Source organism: Azospirillum palustre (genome assembly GCF_002573965.1).
Taxonomy (GTDB): domain Bacteria; phylum Pseudomonadota; class Alphaproteobacteria; order Azospirillales; family Azospirillaceae; genus Azospirillum; species Azospirillum palustre.
In genome coordinates this window covers 944,847-959,559 of sequence record NZ_PDKW01000042.1, presented here as the reverse complement: position 1 = coordinate 959,559, position 14,713 = coordinate 944,847, and the positions used below count along the sequence as shown (strand labels likewise).

The window sequence follows — 14,713 nt, the reverse complement described above, 5'->3', positions numbered from 1 at the left end:
GTTCAGCCTTTCCGGGTGGGGCGGACGGTGGGGGCGACGACGATGCGGTCGGCGGCGGCGTTGCGGCGCACCCGTTCCGGCGTCGCCGCCTTGGCAAGGGAGGCCAGCGCGACGAACCACGCCTTCGGCATGTCGGTGGGCAGGCCGATGGGGATGCCGGCGAATTTCGGCGTCTGCTGGAACGGATGTCCGGGCTCCTCGAATCCCGGTGCCGTGCAGTTGATGCAGGCATAGCCGCCACGGGTGCAGGAGCCTTCGCCATTCCACAGGCGGGTGTTGCAGTCGGCATGCGCCTGGGTGCCGAGGCAGCCCATATGCTCCATCAGGCAGCCGAGATCGGACGGCTTCTCCGCACTGGCCTTGTATTCGTAATACTCGTTGCGCGGACAGCCATGGTGGACCAGATGGTCGGCGTAGAAGCGCGGACGCTGGTAGAGATCGAGGTCGGTGGCTGTGAGGGTGTTTTCAGCCAGCAGCATCAGCGTTTCGGTCACCCAGTTCGGATGGGTTGGACATCCCGCGACATTGATCACCGGCAGGCCTTCCCGTGCGCGGAACTCCGCACCCAAGGCGCCGCCGCGCTGCGTGCCCTCATACTGAAGGCCACAGGCATCGGCGATGTTCTCGCCGCCCGCGGTGATGCCACCGAAGGCCGCGCAGGTGCCGATGGCGACCACGGTGCCGGCGACCGCCGCCAGATCGCGCGCCCAATCGATGGTCGGCCGGCCGGTCCCCGCCAGAACATGGAAGCGGCCGGTGCCGTTCGGCCCACGCAGCAACGATCCCTCGACGCACAGCACGTCCAGCGGTTCCGCCCCCGACAGGATGCGCTCGAACAGCTCGACCGCCTCCGCCCCGGTCTCTTCCGACAGGCTGGGGTGCCAGAGCAGGCGGATGCCGGCGGTCTCCAGCAGCATCGGCAAATCCGGGGATTCGGCGCAGAGCAGCGACATGGTGCAGCCGCCGCAGCCGCCCGATTGGAGCCACAGCACCGACAGCGGGCGTTCTCTCATCATGCGGCTCCTTCGCGCTGACCGGCGGCCGGCAGGGTCAGGGTGAACTGCGCCCCGCCGTCCGGATGGTTGGCGGCGGACAGCGCGCCGCCATGGTCGTGCACCAGCTGGTAGCTGATCGACAGGCCGAGGCCGGTGCCCTTGCCGACCGGCTTGGTGGTGAAGAAGGGATCGAAGATGCGGGCCAGGATCGCCTCGGGAATGCCGTGGCCGGTGTCGCGGATGGTGACGATGACCGTCCCAGCCTCTTCCCGGCCATGCAGTTCCAGCCGCTTGACCGCAGCGCCGGCCATGGCGTCGATGGCGTTCTGGACCAGATTCATCGCGACCTGATGCAGATGGCCGGGATGGCCGGCAATGTCCAGCGTGTCGGGCAGGTCGAAGACGACGGTCAGGTCGGGCATCTGCGCCTTGGCGACCCAGGTAACCGCGGAACGCAAAAGTCCGGTCAGATCAAAGCGTTCCGAGGCGTGCTTCTGTTCCGACGAGAAGCGGCGAAGCTCCGCCACGATGTCGCGCACCCGCTCCGTCCCCTCCAGCATGCCGTCCAGCGTCGCTGCGGCATCGGCACGGGCGCGGTCGATGCGCAGGTCCTTGCGCAAGCCCGCCAGTTCGGCCGCCGCGGCGCCGTCATGCACGCGGTCGAGATAGGCGGTCATCCGGTCGACATAGCGGCGCATGGCATGGGCGTTGCCGTAGACGAAGGAGATCGGGTTGTTCAGTTCATGCGCCACCCCCGCCACCAGCCGGCCGAGCGACGCCATCTTTTCGGAATGGACAAGCTGCTGCTGGGTCTGCTTCAGCCCTTCATGGGCGGCGGCAAGGTCGCGGTAGGCGCGGCGCAATTCCCCGATGGGCCGGCCGACCAGAACCAGCCCGATGGCATGGCCGCGCTGGTCGTAGCGAACCGTGCTGTTGACCGCGACCGGGAAGGGGCCGGTGGGGCCGCGCAGCGACAGCTCGACATCGCTGACCTCCTCGCGCTGGAGGGCGGCGCTGCACAGCCGGGCGAAGGCGGGATGGAAAGCCGGGTCGAGGAAATCGCGCAGCGGCCGCCCCGTCAGGTCGCGCCCGGCGCAGCCGAGCGCCCGTTCGGCCGCCGGGTTGGTCTGCTCGATCCGGCCATCGCGGTCGCAGGCGATCAGGACGTCGGTCATGGAGCCGAGAACGCTGGCGATGAAGGCCTGCGCCTCCTCAAGCTCCGCGTTCTTGCGCTCCAGCTCCACCTGTTGCGTCACCAGATTGGCGTAGGTCTCGTCCATCTTCCGGATCACGTCGATCCAGGCGCTCTCGGCGTCGGCATCGGACGGGATGCCGGGGATGGAGAAGGGCTGCGACAGGGGGGCGGTCATGGCGGCCAGACTAGCATGCCGGATGGCTCGCGGTGTGGACGATTTCAGCCGGAACGGGTCAGGCCGACCAGACCGACCACAGGCCGGCGAGCCCGCTCAGCACCAGCACATAGAGCGCGAAGTCGAACAGCGGCGCGTGCCACACCCAGCCATAGGCGCCGATGGCGCGCAGCCCCCGCCGCAACAGCGCCGACACCGCCCAGGCGACCACGGCCATGATCAGCAGCGGCGGCAGGAACAGGCCGTAGACATCGATTTCGCCGATCATGCGCGTGCCCTTTCCTGATGCATCGTCGGAGGGATCTCCTCGTTGGCCAATGGCGGCGGTTGCAGGGCCGCAACCGGGAACAGGCTGCGCCGCAGCGAGGCGAGCGCCACCACGGCACGGTCGCGCTCGGGGCAGGGCGGGGCGGTGCTTATGGCGGACAGAAGCTCGTCCATGCTGCCCAGCAGTTCGGCCGGCGCCGGGTCCGGTCGTTTGGCCGACAGGGCGCGGAAATGGACGGCGACGCCACGCAGAAGCCGGTCCAGCGCCGCTTCGCCTGCACGGCCCAGCACCGGGCGTGCCCGCTGAAGCTCGACGATGTTCAGCCCGACCCGCAGGTCGCGCACCGCATCGATGGCGTCCACATCCACCGACCCGCCGGCCTGCGCCAGCCGGGCGGACAGCAGGCCGACGCGGTCCAGCATGCGGCTTTCGAAGCCGTCATTGGCCGGTACCCCGCGTGTCCGCGCCATGTCGGCAATCTCGCGCCAGCCGATGTGCAGCAGGCGCCGGGCGCTCCACGCCGCACCGACCGACCTGCACATGCGGGTGACCAGCATGGCGCCGACGATGCCGACGATCTGCCCGGTGCTGCTGTTCAGGAAGGAGGCGAAATCGCCGTTGCCGGTGTCGAGCAGGCTGAGCGAGCCGCCGACGCCGAAGATCAGCGCCATCGCCTTGCCCATCGTCGCCGGGCGCGCAACGAAGATGCCAAGCGTCACCAGCGTCGGCGCCAGGCAGAGCACCAGCATCGGGAAGCTGTCGAAGGATGGCAGGACCACCAGCAGGTAGAAGGCGGACAGCGGCAGCGAGGCCATCGTGTAGACCAGGAACAGGCGAATGCCCGGCACCGGATCGTCGAAGGACGCGAAGAAGCAGGTGAAGACCGCCACCATCATCGCCGCCGCCGATCCGGACGACCAGCCGGTCAGGATCCAGAAAGCGCAGACGCTGGTGATGCCCAGCAGGGCCGCCGCCCCCGACCATGCCGCCATCCCGTAATCCAGGTGGAAGACGCCGCGCGAGCGCTTGCGGGCCAGCGGATCGAGATGGTCGGGCAGGGCCTGGTCGCCGGTTGCCAAGTGCGCCCGCAGGTCCCGGCAATCGCGGTGGATTTCCACAAGCGACCGCAGGCGGCGGATGAAGCTGAAGCGGGTCGCGGCCTCCCAGCCGTCCGTCGCCTGCGAGGACTCCGCCGTCTCCAGCCGGTCGAGCCGATCGATCAGCCGGGCGGCGTCCGCCGGATCGGCGGCGGCACCGGCGGCGATCCAGTCGCGGACCGCGGCCACCACCGGCGCCAGATCCGGCGGCATCGCGCCATCCGGGCGGCGCAACGCGCCCAACCGGTCATGCACGGCGGTCAGCACCGGCAGTAGATAGACCATGCGGTCCTGCAAGGCCCGCATCGGCCGGGTCATCCAGCGCCGGTTGGAGGTGTCGTAGGGCAGGTGGGTGGTCATCACCCGCAATTCGGTCAGATCGGTCGCCATCTTGTGGCGGTCGCGCAGCCGCGCGTCGGTGGCGACCTGCTCCAGCGCGTCGAGCGTCCAGCGTTCCGCATCGCGCAGCGAGGCATCGAGCTTGCCGAGCAGGACCGGCCCCATGCCGCGCGGCAGGATGACGCTGTGGATGACGGTGGCGCAGACGATGCCGAGGATGATCTCTTCGACCCGGGCCAGCCCAGTGTCGAAGATGGCCTCCGGATTGGCGACGCCGGGGAAGACGATCAGGCCGGCGGTGTAGCCGGCCAGCATGAAGGCATAGCTGCGCGGCGTACGGTCCAGCAGCGAGATGAACAGGCAGCCGCCGACCCACAGCCCGACCGCCAGCGACAGCAGTTCCGGCGCATTGACCAGTTCGACCGTCAGGACGATGGCGGCAATGCAGCCGACGACCGTGCCGGCGACGCGGTACACCGCCTTCGACCGCACGGTTCCCGACAGCGGGCTCGACACCACATAGGCGGTCAGCATCGCCCAGAAGGGCCGCGGCAACCCCATGCCGAAGGCGATGTAGAGCGCCAGCATGGAGGCGGCGAAGGACTTCAGCGAGAAGACCAGCTCGTTCAGGGATGGGGCCCAGGAAGATGCTTTTGGCATGGCCGTGCGCTCACTGCCCGGCCGGCAGCTGGGCAACCTTGGGCGCGCTGTCGGGAGACCCGATCACCGACACGGTCGCTGTGCGGCCGGCGACCAGCTGCAGGCCGTCCGGCACCTCGTCCAGCGCGATGCGCACGGGGATGCGCTGGGCCAGCCGGACCCAGTTGAAGGTCGGGTTGACGTTGGCGAGCAGCCCGCTGCCTTCCGCCCGGTCGCGGTCGACGATGGCGCGGGTGATGCTGTCGACCCGGCCGCGCAGATCGGCGCCCGCCCCCATGATGCGGACGGAGACCGGAGCACCGACATGGATGCGCGGCAGTTTGGTTTCCTCGAAATAGCCTATGACATAGAAGGAGTGGCTGTCGATCAGCGCCACCACCGCCTGACCGGCGGCGACATAGTTGCCGGCCTTCATCTGGAGGTTGGTGACATAGCCGTCGACCGTCGCCTTGACCTCCGTCCGCTCCAGGTTGAAGCGGGCGAGGTCCAGCGCCGCCTCGGTCTGCTTGGCGGCGGCGGCGGCTTTCGACATGGCCGACGCCACCTCCTGCTTCTGGGCGGTTGAGACGACGTTGGTGCCCAGCTGCTCGTACCGGCGGGCCTCGGCGGTGCGGTAGGCCAGTTCCGCCTTGGCGCTGTCGAGGTTGGCCTGGGCCTGCTCCACCGCCAGCTTGTAGCGTCCGGGATCGACGACGAACAGCAGGTCGCCCTTGCGGACCAGCTGGTTGTCGGTCACGCGGACGTCGGTCACCAGACCGGCGACGTCGGGGGACACCTGGACGATGTCGGCACGGACGCGGCCGTCACGGGTCCAGGGCTCGTTCATGTAATAATCCCACAGCCACAGCCCGCTGCCGGCCGCCGCCACGGTCACCAATAGGGTCACGGCGATCCGGACCACCGTCCGGAAGGAAGGAAAGAGTGTCACAATCTTGGTTCCTCAATCACCGCACCGATGCGACCGGAGGTCGCCGCGGCCGGAACCGGCCATGGCGCGCATCCCCGGAGAACACGGCACGATCAGGTCTGTTCACGCTTGGCGTTGGCTTCAATGATCGAAAGCACGCGATAGCAGGCCTCGACATCGGCCTCCGCCGCTTCGGCCATCAGGCGCTGGCGGACGTCGTTCAGCGCCTCGTTCACCTGCATCAGCAGGTGCCGGCCGGCGTCGGTCATGTGCAGGGTCTTCGCCCGGCGGTCGCAGGAATCCTCGCGCCGCTCCAGCAACCCCGCACTTTCCAGCCCGTCGAGCACACGCACGAGAGACGGGCCTTCGACGCCCATTTCCTCTGCCAGCTCGCGCTGGCGCAACCCGTCGCCGAGTTCGGCCAGCAGCATCAGCGGCGTGATGGCCGATGCGGAAAAGCCGCTGTCCGCCAGCACCTTGTTCGCCGCCCGCCGCCACAGATGGGAGGCGCGGAACAGGTGCAGGCCAAAATTCGGGGGGAGGCGCAGAGCCTTATCTTGTAGCATTCCTATTTAATAGGTTTGCTATCTAAATCCGGCAAGAGGCAGGTGTGGTCCTGAGGCCCCGATCGCCGCATGGCTGGATTGCCGCAGTGCAAAAACATGACGGCCCCGCCGGTCGCCTGCGTGGCGACCGGCGGGGCCGGGAAATCGCTCCCCTCCGGACGTATCGGTTGGGGATGCGATGCTCAGGCGGCCTCGACCGTCCGTGTGCGGACGCCGAGCAGGATGGTCAGGACGGCGATCAGCAGCACCGTTCCGGCCATGGTGAACACCCCGGTCACGCCGCTGACACCGAAGATGGCTCCCCCCGCCGCGGCGCCCGTGGCGATGGCGAGTTGCACCGCGGCGACGATCAGGCCGCCGGCGCTCTCCGCCTCGTCGGGCACGGCACGGGTGATCCAGGTCGACCACGCCACCGGAACCGCCCCGAAGGCAAGACCCCACAGCGTCACCAGCACCGTGTCGATGGCCGGTGTGCCGCCCATGCTTGCCAGCCCCAGCCCGAGCAGCGCCATCAGCAGCGGCATGGCGACCAGCGTCAGGCGCATGTTGCGCTCCAGCAGCATGCCGCCCAGCGCGGTTCCGACGAAGTTGGCGAGTCCGAAGCCCAGGAGAATGCCGGACACGCCGTCGAGCCCGACGCTGGTCACTGTTTCGAGGAATGGCCTGATGTAGGTGAAGAAGGCGAAATGCCCGGTGAAGACCAGGACCACGGCCAGCATGCCGATGCCGACACCCGGCCGCGTCAGCACGTCGAGCAGGGTGCGCAACCGCGCATCTCCGCTCGGCGCCATGCGCGGAAGCGTTGCCGCCTGTGCCGCCAGGGCAAGGAGCCCGAGGACGGCGCCAAGCAGGAAGACGGGCCGCCAGCCGATCAACCCGCCGACATAGCTGCCGAGCGGGGCCGCGAACACCGTTGCCGCCGACACGCCGCTGAAGATGATCGACAGGGCGCGAGGCACCAGTTCGGGCGGAACGAGCCGCATCGCCGTCGCCGCGGCCATGGTCCAGAAACCGCCGATCGCGATGCCCAGCAGCACGCGCCCGACCAGGAGGACCGGCAGGTTCGGCGCGAAAGCGACTGCCAGATTGGAGGCGATCAGCAGCACGGAAAACGCCAGCAGCACGATCCGCCGGTCGACCCTGCGGGTCGCCGTGGCGATCAGCAGGCTGGTCACCAGCGCAACGGCCGCGGTGGCCGTCACCGCCTGTCCCGCCAGCCCTTCCGAAACGCCGAGATCCGCCGCCATCGGCGTCAACAGGCTGGCGGGCAGGAACTCCGCTCCGACCAGCCCGAACACACCCATGGACATCGCGAAAACCGCGCCCCAGGCCGGCTTCATCACATCACTCATGTCTCTTTCCCTCGTTCGAAGGTGTTTTTGCTGCGTTGCAGGCTAAGCTTGAAAGGCCGGACGATCCATGCCATACCGTCCGTAGTTTTTGATCGAAAGTCTGGATATGCCCCTATCCACCGCCAGACAACCCTCCGCACCTCCACCGCGTGATGGCGTCAGCGAGCTGTTGCTCGGCATGCGGCTTTACGGCGTCAGGTACCGCCGGATGCAGTTCGCTCCGCCGTTCGGCATCCGTTTCGGCGGGGATGAGGGCAGGGCGCAGTTCCATTTTGTGGCCTGCGGAACCGCCATCCTGCGCGGTCAGACGGGGATTTTGCATGAATTGCACGCCGGCGATGCGGTCCTGCTGCCACGGGGTGGTGTTCACGATCTGGTTTCCGATGCCGACGGGCAGGGGCTGGATCTGGGCGGCTTCGACGAGGCGGCGCTGTGTGAAACGGTCGGCAGCATCAAGTCCTGTCCGGCGGACACCTGCCGCAGCAAGGACACGGTGATCTTCAGCGGCTGCATGGAATTCGACCTTGGCGCCATGCATCCGCTGATCGGCCTCATGCCGGAGGTGATGCTCGTCGGCACCCTGCTCGACCGCTATCCGGAAATCCTTCCGATGCTGGAGGCGATGGAACGGGAGGCGCGGACCGAACGCGCCGGCTTCGCCGGGATCCTGGCGCGGCTGGCCGACGTCGTGTCGGCCTTCATAGTGCGCGGCTGGGTGGAATGCGGCTGCGGCGACGCCCGCGGCTGGGTGGAGGCGCTGCGCGATCCCAGGCTGGGGCGTGTCATCGCAGCGCTTCACCGCGATCCCGGACGCGATTGGACGGTCGCCCAGCTGGCCGCCGAAATGGGCAGCTCGCGGTCCGTCTTCGCCGAACGCTTTCTGGCAGTTACCGGCATGACGCCGCTCCAGTATGTCACCGAACTGCGGATGCGGCTCGCCGCGCAATGGATCGGGCGCGAGAACATGCCGATTGAGACCGCGGCCTACCGCTTGGGCTACGGCTCGCAGGCCGCCTTCAGCCGCGCCTTCAAACGGGTGACGGGACAACCGCCGGGAGCCGCCCGCAACAGATCGCCCGGCCCGTCGATATAATTTCCATAATGATTGTTATGTGTTTTATACGCGTAAAAAGTTAAAATTCCCGTCTATTGCAATGAAAGGATGTCAATGATCGGCCAAAGTCTCGATGGCATGGCCGGGTTGCATCAAGCATAAGCCGATTTAACAAGAAGAACTGGCATTTCCGAAATCCCGAAGGCATACGGTCTCTTCAACCGGCTCCATGGAGGGTTCCGGTGCGTCCCTTCGGACCGTGGACGCTTTGGCGCAACTGTAACTTCAGTCTTCTTGCTGGACCGCTTACCTGTGGTGTTTTGAAGCTCGACCATCGAAATACTCCTGCCGTTCTGGAAATGACATGTTCATTGGGTCTGTAAAAAAATCCATAATGAATATCTGGGGCGGTATGGGTCTGCGTGTCCGACTCGAAATTTTTATCGTAACCGCATTTTTGCCGTTGGTCGGTCTTGTTCTGTCGCTCTACCTGCAGCAATGGAACGCCGACATCGAACATGCCCGTCAACGTGTTCTGATGCTTGCCGAGCAAGGCGCATCCCAGCAGGCCGATGCCATCGCCCGGGTTCGCGAGACCTTGCAGACGCTGGCTTTGATTTCCGAAGTCCGGGGGGACGGGGCCGAGGATTGCGGCCCGCCCCTGCGCAGGGCCATGGCGTTCCAGCCCTGGAGCACCGGCTTTGCTGTCGCCGACCCTGACGGCCGGATTCTCTGCCGGACAGGGCTTGGCAACAGCCCGGTGACGACAGTGGCCGATCAGGATTACGTCATGCTGGCGCTGGCCACGAAGTCATTCAGCACCAGCAATTTCCGTATCGGACGCGCATCCGGCAAGCCGCTTCTGGCAGCCGCCCTGCCCTTGCTCAATGAGGATGGAACGGTCAAAGCGGTTCTGCTGACGGGACTGGACCTGAAATGGCTCGGCGACCTGACGAGGGAGGCTGCGGAGGCTCCCGGCACCACGGTGACCCTGTTCGACGCCCAGGGAACCATCCTGGCGCGGGAACCGGGGCCGGGCGCCCTGGTTGGCAGGCACGTGGCCGACCATCCGGTCACCCGCGCGATCTTCCAGGCCGACCGCGGGATCGTCGAGGGTCCCGGCTTCGCAGAGCAGCCGCGGATCATCGGCTTTGCGAAGCTGACGGACACCGGCGGCCGGATCGCTGTCGGGGTGCCGCGCGATCTCGTCCTCGACGAAGTGAACCGCAAGATCATGTGGGGCATCGCGATCCTGGCCGGCGTCGTCGCGACCATCGTTGCCGGCGTCTGGTTCCTGCTCGACGTCCTTGTCCTGCGCGGGCTGCGTGATCTTCAGCGCTCCGCCACCGACCTGTCGGCGGGGCGGATCGATTCCGTTTCGAAGAATGCCGCAGCCGGATTCCGGACACGGGAGATGGGAAACGCCGCCCAGGCGATCCACGATATGGGCGCCACCCTGCACGGCTTCGCCTACAAGGATCAACTCACCGCCCTGGGAAATCGCCGCTACCTCGAAGCCAGGGTTCGGGAGTTGGCCGACCTGCCGCCCGGCAGGCGCCCGACGGTGGCTGCGCTCTGCATCGACCTGGATGGCTTCAAGCCGGTGAACGACCGCCATGGGCATCATGTCGGCGATGCCGTGCTGGCGGAGGTCGGGCGCCGGCTGCTCAACTGCGTGCGTGACGGTGACGAGGTCATCCGGCTCGGTGGCGACGAGTTTGTTGTCTGTCTGGCGCTCCCGCAGGCCGACTGGCTGACGCCGCAGGAGGTCGCGGCCCGCATCATCGCCTCGCTGTCGGCTCCGATGAGGCTGGAGCAAGCGGAAATCGGCATCGGGTGCAGCATCGGGATGGCGCTGTGGCCGGTCGACGACACGGATTTCGACACGGTCCTACGCTATGCCGACCAGGCATTGTATGCCGCCAAGCGCAATGGACGCGGGCAGGTCGGCCTGCATGGGCGTCCGGTTACGGCGTCGGTCGATGCGGCCGGCGCCGGCTCCGCCTAGGTTGCCCGGTCTGCAACGGCGTCCGCCCTCACCGCTTCCGCCCTCACCGCTTCCACAGCCCGCTCCGCTCGGTTATCGTCGCGGACTTTCACCTCCCGGCAATCGGAGACGGCACGACATGACCCGCAACATCGACCGGCTGCTCGACGTGATGGCGCGGCTGCGGAATCCAGACGGCGGATGCCCGTGGGATCTGGAGCAGACCTATCGCACCATCGCGCCGCACACGATCGAAGAAGCCTATGAGGTCGCCGACGCCATCGAGAAGGATGACAAGGCCGCCCTGCGCGAGGAACTGGGCGATCTGCTGTTCCAGGTCGTCTATTACAGCCAGATGGCGCGCGAAGAGGGGCTGTTCGATTTCGACGAGGTCGCCGGCGTCATCACCGACAAGATGATCCGCCGCCATCCCCACGTCTTCGGACCGGAGGAGGTGAAGTCGTCGGACCAGCAGACCTCGCGCTGGGAGGACCACAAGGCGGCCGAGCGGGCGGCCAAGGCCGCCGAGGAAGGCCGGGCGCCGTCGGCGCTGGAGGGCGTCATCGCCGGGCTGCCAGCGCTGACCCGTGCGCTGAAGCTGCAGAACCGCGCCGCACGGGTCGGCTTCGATTGGACCGACGCCCGCGACATCCTCGACAAGATCGAGGAGGAGGTGCAGGAACTGCGGGCCGAGATGGACGCCGGTTCGGGGCAGGAGCGGGTGGCTGACGAGCTGGGCGACCTGCTGTTCGCGCTGGTCAACCTCGCCCGCCGGATGAAGGTGGAGCCGGAAACGGCGCTCCGCGGCACCAACGCCAAGTTCGAGCGCCGTTTTCACCGGATCGAGGCGCTGCTGTCCGCCGAGGGGCGTAAACCACAGGATGCCACGCTGGACGAGATGGAGGCCATGTGGCAGCAGGCCAAGCGCGAGGAACGCGGCGAAGCCTGACGCGTCAGTAGCCCCAGCGGTCGAAGGCGAAGGCCCACCGGCGGCGCACCGCACGGCGGGCCGGATCCTCCAGATCGTGACGGGCACGGCGATAATCGCGCACGCTTGCCAGATAGCGTTCCATTTTCGGCTGAACCGGCGCGAAGGGGCCGAGACTGAGCCCGTCATAGATCCCAGCCAGCGTCTCCAGCGGAGCGGCAACGAAGCGGTCGTAGCGGATCTCCACCAGCCGGCCGGGCGGCAGCAGCGCCCGGTCGCGGTCGAACTTCGCCATCATCGCCGGGTAGAGGTCGAGCACCAGATCGTCCACCGCCTGCGGGTCGTAGGATTGCAGCGAGAACTCCCGCAGCAGGGTCAGCAGCATGCGGCGGGTGGAGCTGAAGACTTCGTAGGGGTCGCGGTGGATGTGGACGAAAACGGCATCGGGACGCATCGCCAGCAGTTCCGCCAGCTTCGGCGTGTGCGCCGGATTCTTGATCAGCAGCCGCTTTCCGCCGCTCTGGATCTGCATCTTGCTCAGGTAATGGTCCATCCGCCGGCGCCACAGCGCTATGGCCTTTGGCCGGCACCCCTCGAACAGCACTCCTTGGCGGAAGGCACGGTGCAGGTGCCTGGGGAAGAAGATGCCGTGGTAGTAGGACAGCGGCTGCATCAGGGCCAGCGCCAGTTCGTCCTCCTGCGGAGAGGTCGGATCGACCGGCATGGCGTCGATGATGCGGTCGGGCGGCAGCCATTCCTCCAGCCGCGCACGCCAGAAGGTATTCAGGCCGAGGAAGCCCCAGGGCAGGCCGACCGCCAGCGGATCGGGTGCGGCAAACCGCTCATCCTGCGCCAGCAGGTTCAGCAGATGGGTGGTGCCGCTGCGCCAATGGCCGAGGATGAACAGCGGCGGCGGGCCCGCGGCCCTGCCCTGCCCGACCAGCCCCACCACCCGCCGCCGCTCCAGCAGGTCGAGCGGTGCGCGGATCGCGGCGGCGCCCAGCGCGGTCGCGACGCGATGCAGGTGCAGCGGCCCGACACCGCCGCCGTCGCGCAGCACCGTCGTCAGCGTGGCGGCATCGGCCCCGGCCAGCGGGTGGAAGATGCGGTGGCCGTGGCGGCGCAGCCAGGGCGTCATGGAGCACCTTCTCCTGGTTTCACCCCCGGTTCAGACCCCGGCCCTGGTGCAGCCGGATAGGCCCTGCCGCGCCATTCCGACGGCTTGCCATGGCGGGCGCGCAGCAGGGCCGACCATTGGATCGCCAGCATGATCAGCACGCCGACCGGGTGCAGCAGGGCGCCGACGACGCTCTGGCGGAAGCGGACGGCCAGCAGCAGCCGGAAGACCAGCCCGGCCATCACCGCCAGCCCCGCCAGCATAACGGCCGAAATGGGCAGCGGATGGAGCGCCGCCCAGCCGAGCAGAATCCAGGGCAGCACATGGCCGCCGAACAGCAACAGCGTCCAGACCGGCAGGGCGGCCGGGGTCGCCATCCCCTCCGTCGCGTTCTTGGAGAAGCCGGACCACACCTCGCGCCAGCCGCGGTACATCCGGCAGCGGGCAAAGCCGGTGGCGTCGAACAGGTCGGTGCCCTGCCCCGCCCGGCGGAAGGCGCGCGGCAGCGTCACCCCATCATGCAGGGACGTCGCGATGGCCGCATGCCCGCCGGCTTTCAGATAAGCATCCCGCCGAACCGCGATCAGCTGGCCGCAGGCAGCGCCGAAGCGTGGATCGGCCGAGCGCCGCATCGCCGCCATAGGCAGAAAGCCCAACAGCAGGAAATGGATCAGCGGGATCACCAGGGCTTCCGCCAGCGTGCGGGTCTCCTCGCGCGGGAAGCCGCTGACCAGACCGCATTCCCCCGACAGCAGGGCACCGCCGACCCGGCGCGCCGCCGTCGGCGACAGCCGCACATCGGCGTCCTGGAACAGCAGCACCGGGTACTGTGCCAGACCGGCGAGCATCTGGCAGGCATGTTGCTTGCCCGACCAGCCCGGCGGCAGTGGCGGCGCGCTCTCCAGACGGACGCGCGGGTCGCGGGCGGCGATGGCCTGGACGATCTCCGCCGTGCGGTCGGTGGAGTGGTCATCCAGCACAACCACCTCGACATCGACACCGCGGCTGAGCAGCGCCGCGTCGACGGCGGCGGCGATGCCGGCCTCCTCGTTGCGGGCGGGGATCAGGATGCTGACGGCGGCGTCCGGCGGCGGTTCGGCGGTCGGGCGGCGGTAAAGGAACAGGTTCACGATCCCCTGCCCCAGCGGCAGCAGGGCCAGGATCAGCGACAGCGCGGCGATCAGGACGACGACGCTCATGGGCCCTCGATCTCCTGCTGCATCTCCTGCCGCATCTCCTGCTGCCGCGCCGGTCCTTGCCGGCTGCTCCCTTGCCGGCCACCTTCCTCCCGGCTGCCGTGGGCCGGAGAGAAGGCCTGTCCGCCGGCCAGGGCGCGCAGCCGGCGCCACAGGTCGTAAATGCCGCCGACGCCGACCGTTCCCTCGATCAGCGTCAGGAAACGCGCCGGATCGCGGCTCTGCGCATCGTGCGCCAGCTGGTCCATCACCGCCTCCAGCCGGCCTTCCAACTCCGCCGCGATGTCCTGCACCGGCAGACCGGCAAGGGCGGCGGCTTCGAAGGGATGGCCGAACCGCATCAGCGCCTCCGGCGTGCGCTCGTCCCAGAACGGGTATTCGACCGCCAGCGGCACCAGCAGGGCGGTGGGCATGCGCCGGACCAGATGGGCGATGCCGGGCCGCAAGGTCACCGGCCGGCGGCGCGGGTCGGTGAAGGCGCCCTCCGCCGTGATCCACAGCATGGCGCGCGGGTCGCTCAGGATGTGTTCGGCGTTGCGCAGGAAGGAGACGGCCCCGGCGCGGCCGGGATCCAGCCCGAACAGGCCGATGCGGCGCATGAAGCGGTAACGGCGCAGCATCTTCGTATCGATCGGCCCATAGCCCGGCCGGCCGCGGAACCGGGTGGTGCCCATCACGATCAGCAGCGCCGGATCCCACCAGGATGGGTGGTTCAGATAGACGATGACCGGACGATCCGGCGACAGGGCGGGCCAGCCCGGCCGCGCCAGCCGCACCGCATGGAAGCCGCGCCGCAGCCGCCGGGCCATGACCCCGCCGAAGAACCAGCAGAGCAGCCGGGACCGTAACGCAACCGGATCGTCCATCATCCTCCCGC

Annotated in this window: 13 protein-coding genes; 3 read left to right on the top strand and 10 right to left on the bottom strand. The window is 68.1% G+C overall.

Annotation, left to right across the window (positions count from 1 at the left end; translation table 11 throughout):
- Nucleotides 1–2 precede the first annotated feature (2 nt).
- The 7 genes from CRT60_RS21735 to CRT60_RS21705 form a co-directional block, all read right to left on the bottom strand.
- Nucleotides 3–1,016 (bottom strand): NADH-quinone oxidoreductase subunit B family protein, encoded by a 1,014-nt coding sequence (locus tag CRT60_RS21735; RefSeq protein WP_244592690.1) that lies wholly within the window; start codon nt 1,014–1,016, stop codon nt 3–5.
- Nucleotides 1,013–2,365, bottom strand: coding sequence for a sensor histidine kinase (locus CRT60_RS21730; RefSeq protein ID WP_098738584.1), 1,353 nt, complete (start codon nt 2,363–2,365; stop codon nt 1,013–1,015). The genes CRT60_RS21735 and CRT60_RS21730 overlap by 4 nt, the downstream gene beginning before the upstream one ends.
- Before the next feature lie 58 nt (nt 2,366–2,423).
- The gene (locus CRT60_RS21725; protein WP_098738583.1) at nt 2,424–2,633 is read right to left on the bottom strand and encodes a DUF1656 domain-containing protein; all 210 of its coding nucleotides are present in this window, start codon (nt 2,631–2,633) and stop codon (nt 2,424–2,426) included.
- Nucleotides 2,630–4,729: an FUSC family protein gene (locus tag CRT60_RS21720; RefSeq protein ID WP_098738582.1), complete on the bottom strand. Its 2,100-nt coding sequence runs from the start codon at nt 4,727–4,729 to the stop codon at nt 2,630–2,632. Before CRT60_RS21720 ends, CRT60_RS21725 begins: the two co-directional genes overlap by 4 nt.
- 10 nt (nt 4,730–4,739) lie before the next feature.
- Nucleotides 4,740–5,657 carry an efflux RND transporter periplasmic adaptor subunit gene (locus CRT60_RS21715; RefSeq protein WP_098738581.1) on the bottom strand — a complete coding sequence of 306 codons (918 nt, stop codon included), beginning with the start codon at nt 5,655–5,657 and terminating at the stop codon, nt 4,740–4,742.
- Nucleotides 5,658–5,749: 92 nt separating this feature from the next.
- Nucleotides 5,750–6,202 carry a MarR family winged helix-turn-helix transcriptional regulator gene (locus CRT60_RS21710; protein ID WP_098738580.1) on the bottom strand — a complete coding sequence of 151 codons (453 nt, stop codon included), beginning with the start codon at nt 6,200–6,202 and terminating at the stop codon, nt 5,750–5,752.
- A 182-nt stretch (nt 6,203–6,384) separates the two neighbouring features.
- On the bottom strand, nt 6,385–7,554 hold the full coding sequence (locus tag CRT60_RS21705; RefSeq protein WP_098738579.1) for an MFS transporter: 1,170 nt from the start codon (nt 7,552–7,554) through the stop codon (nt 6,385–6,387).
- 106 nt (nt 7,555–7,660) lie between these two features.
- On the opposite strand from CRT60_RS21705, the gene CRT60_RS21700 reads away from it, so the two are divergent.
- The 3 genes from CRT60_RS21700 to mazG all read left to right on the top strand — a co-directional run bounded on the left by CRT60_RS21700 (nt 7,661) and on the right by mazG (nt 11,544).
- The gene (locus CRT60_RS21700) at nt 7,661–8,647 is read left to right on the top strand and encodes an AraC family transcriptional regulator (protein ID WP_098738578.1); all 987 of its coding nucleotides are present in this window, start codon (nt 7,661–7,663) and stop codon (nt 8,645–8,647) included.
- Between the two features lie 325 nt (nt 8,648–8,972).
- Nucleotides 8,973–10,616, top strand: a complete 1,644-nt coding sequence (locus CRT60_RS21695) for a sensor domain-containing diguanylate cyclase (protein WP_098738577.1) — start codon at nt 8,973–8,975, stop codon at nt 10,614–10,616.
- A gap of 118 nt (nt 10,617–10,734) precedes the next feature.
- Nucleotides 10,735–11,544 carry a nucleoside triphosphate pyrophosphohydrolase gene (gene mazG, locus CRT60_RS21690; protein ID WP_098738576.1) on the top strand — a complete coding sequence of 270 codons (810 nt, stop codon included), beginning with the start codon at nt 10,735–10,737 and terminating at the stop codon, nt 11,542–11,544.
- Between the two features lie 4 nt (nt 11,545–11,548).
- On the opposite strand, the gene CRT60_RS21685 is transcribed toward mazG, so the two are convergent.
- Genes CRT60_RS21685 through CRT60_RS21675 form a run of 3 tightly spaced genes read right to left on the bottom strand, consistent with a single transcriptional unit; the run spans nt 11,549 to nt 14,705 of the window.
- Entirely contained in the window at nt 11,549–12,661 is a 1,113-nt protein-coding gene (locus CRT60_RS21685) for a sulfotransferase family protein (protein WP_098738575.1), read from the bottom strand.
- Nucleotides 12,658–13,839: a glycosyltransferase family 2 protein gene (locus CRT60_RS21680; RefSeq protein ID WP_098738574.1), complete on the bottom strand. Its 1,182-nt coding sequence runs from the start codon at nt 13,837–13,839 to the stop codon at nt 12,658–12,660. Before CRT60_RS21680 ends, CRT60_RS21685 begins: the two co-directional genes overlap by 4 nt.
- Nucleotides 13,836–14,705, bottom strand: a complete 870-nt coding sequence (locus CRT60_RS21675; RefSeq protein WP_098738573.1) for a lysophospholipid acyltransferase family protein — start codon at nt 14,703–14,705, stop codon at nt 13,836–13,838. The genes CRT60_RS21680 and CRT60_RS21675 overlap by 4 nt, the downstream gene beginning before the upstream one ends.
- Between the last annotated feature and the right edge of the window lie 8 nt (nt 14,706–14,713).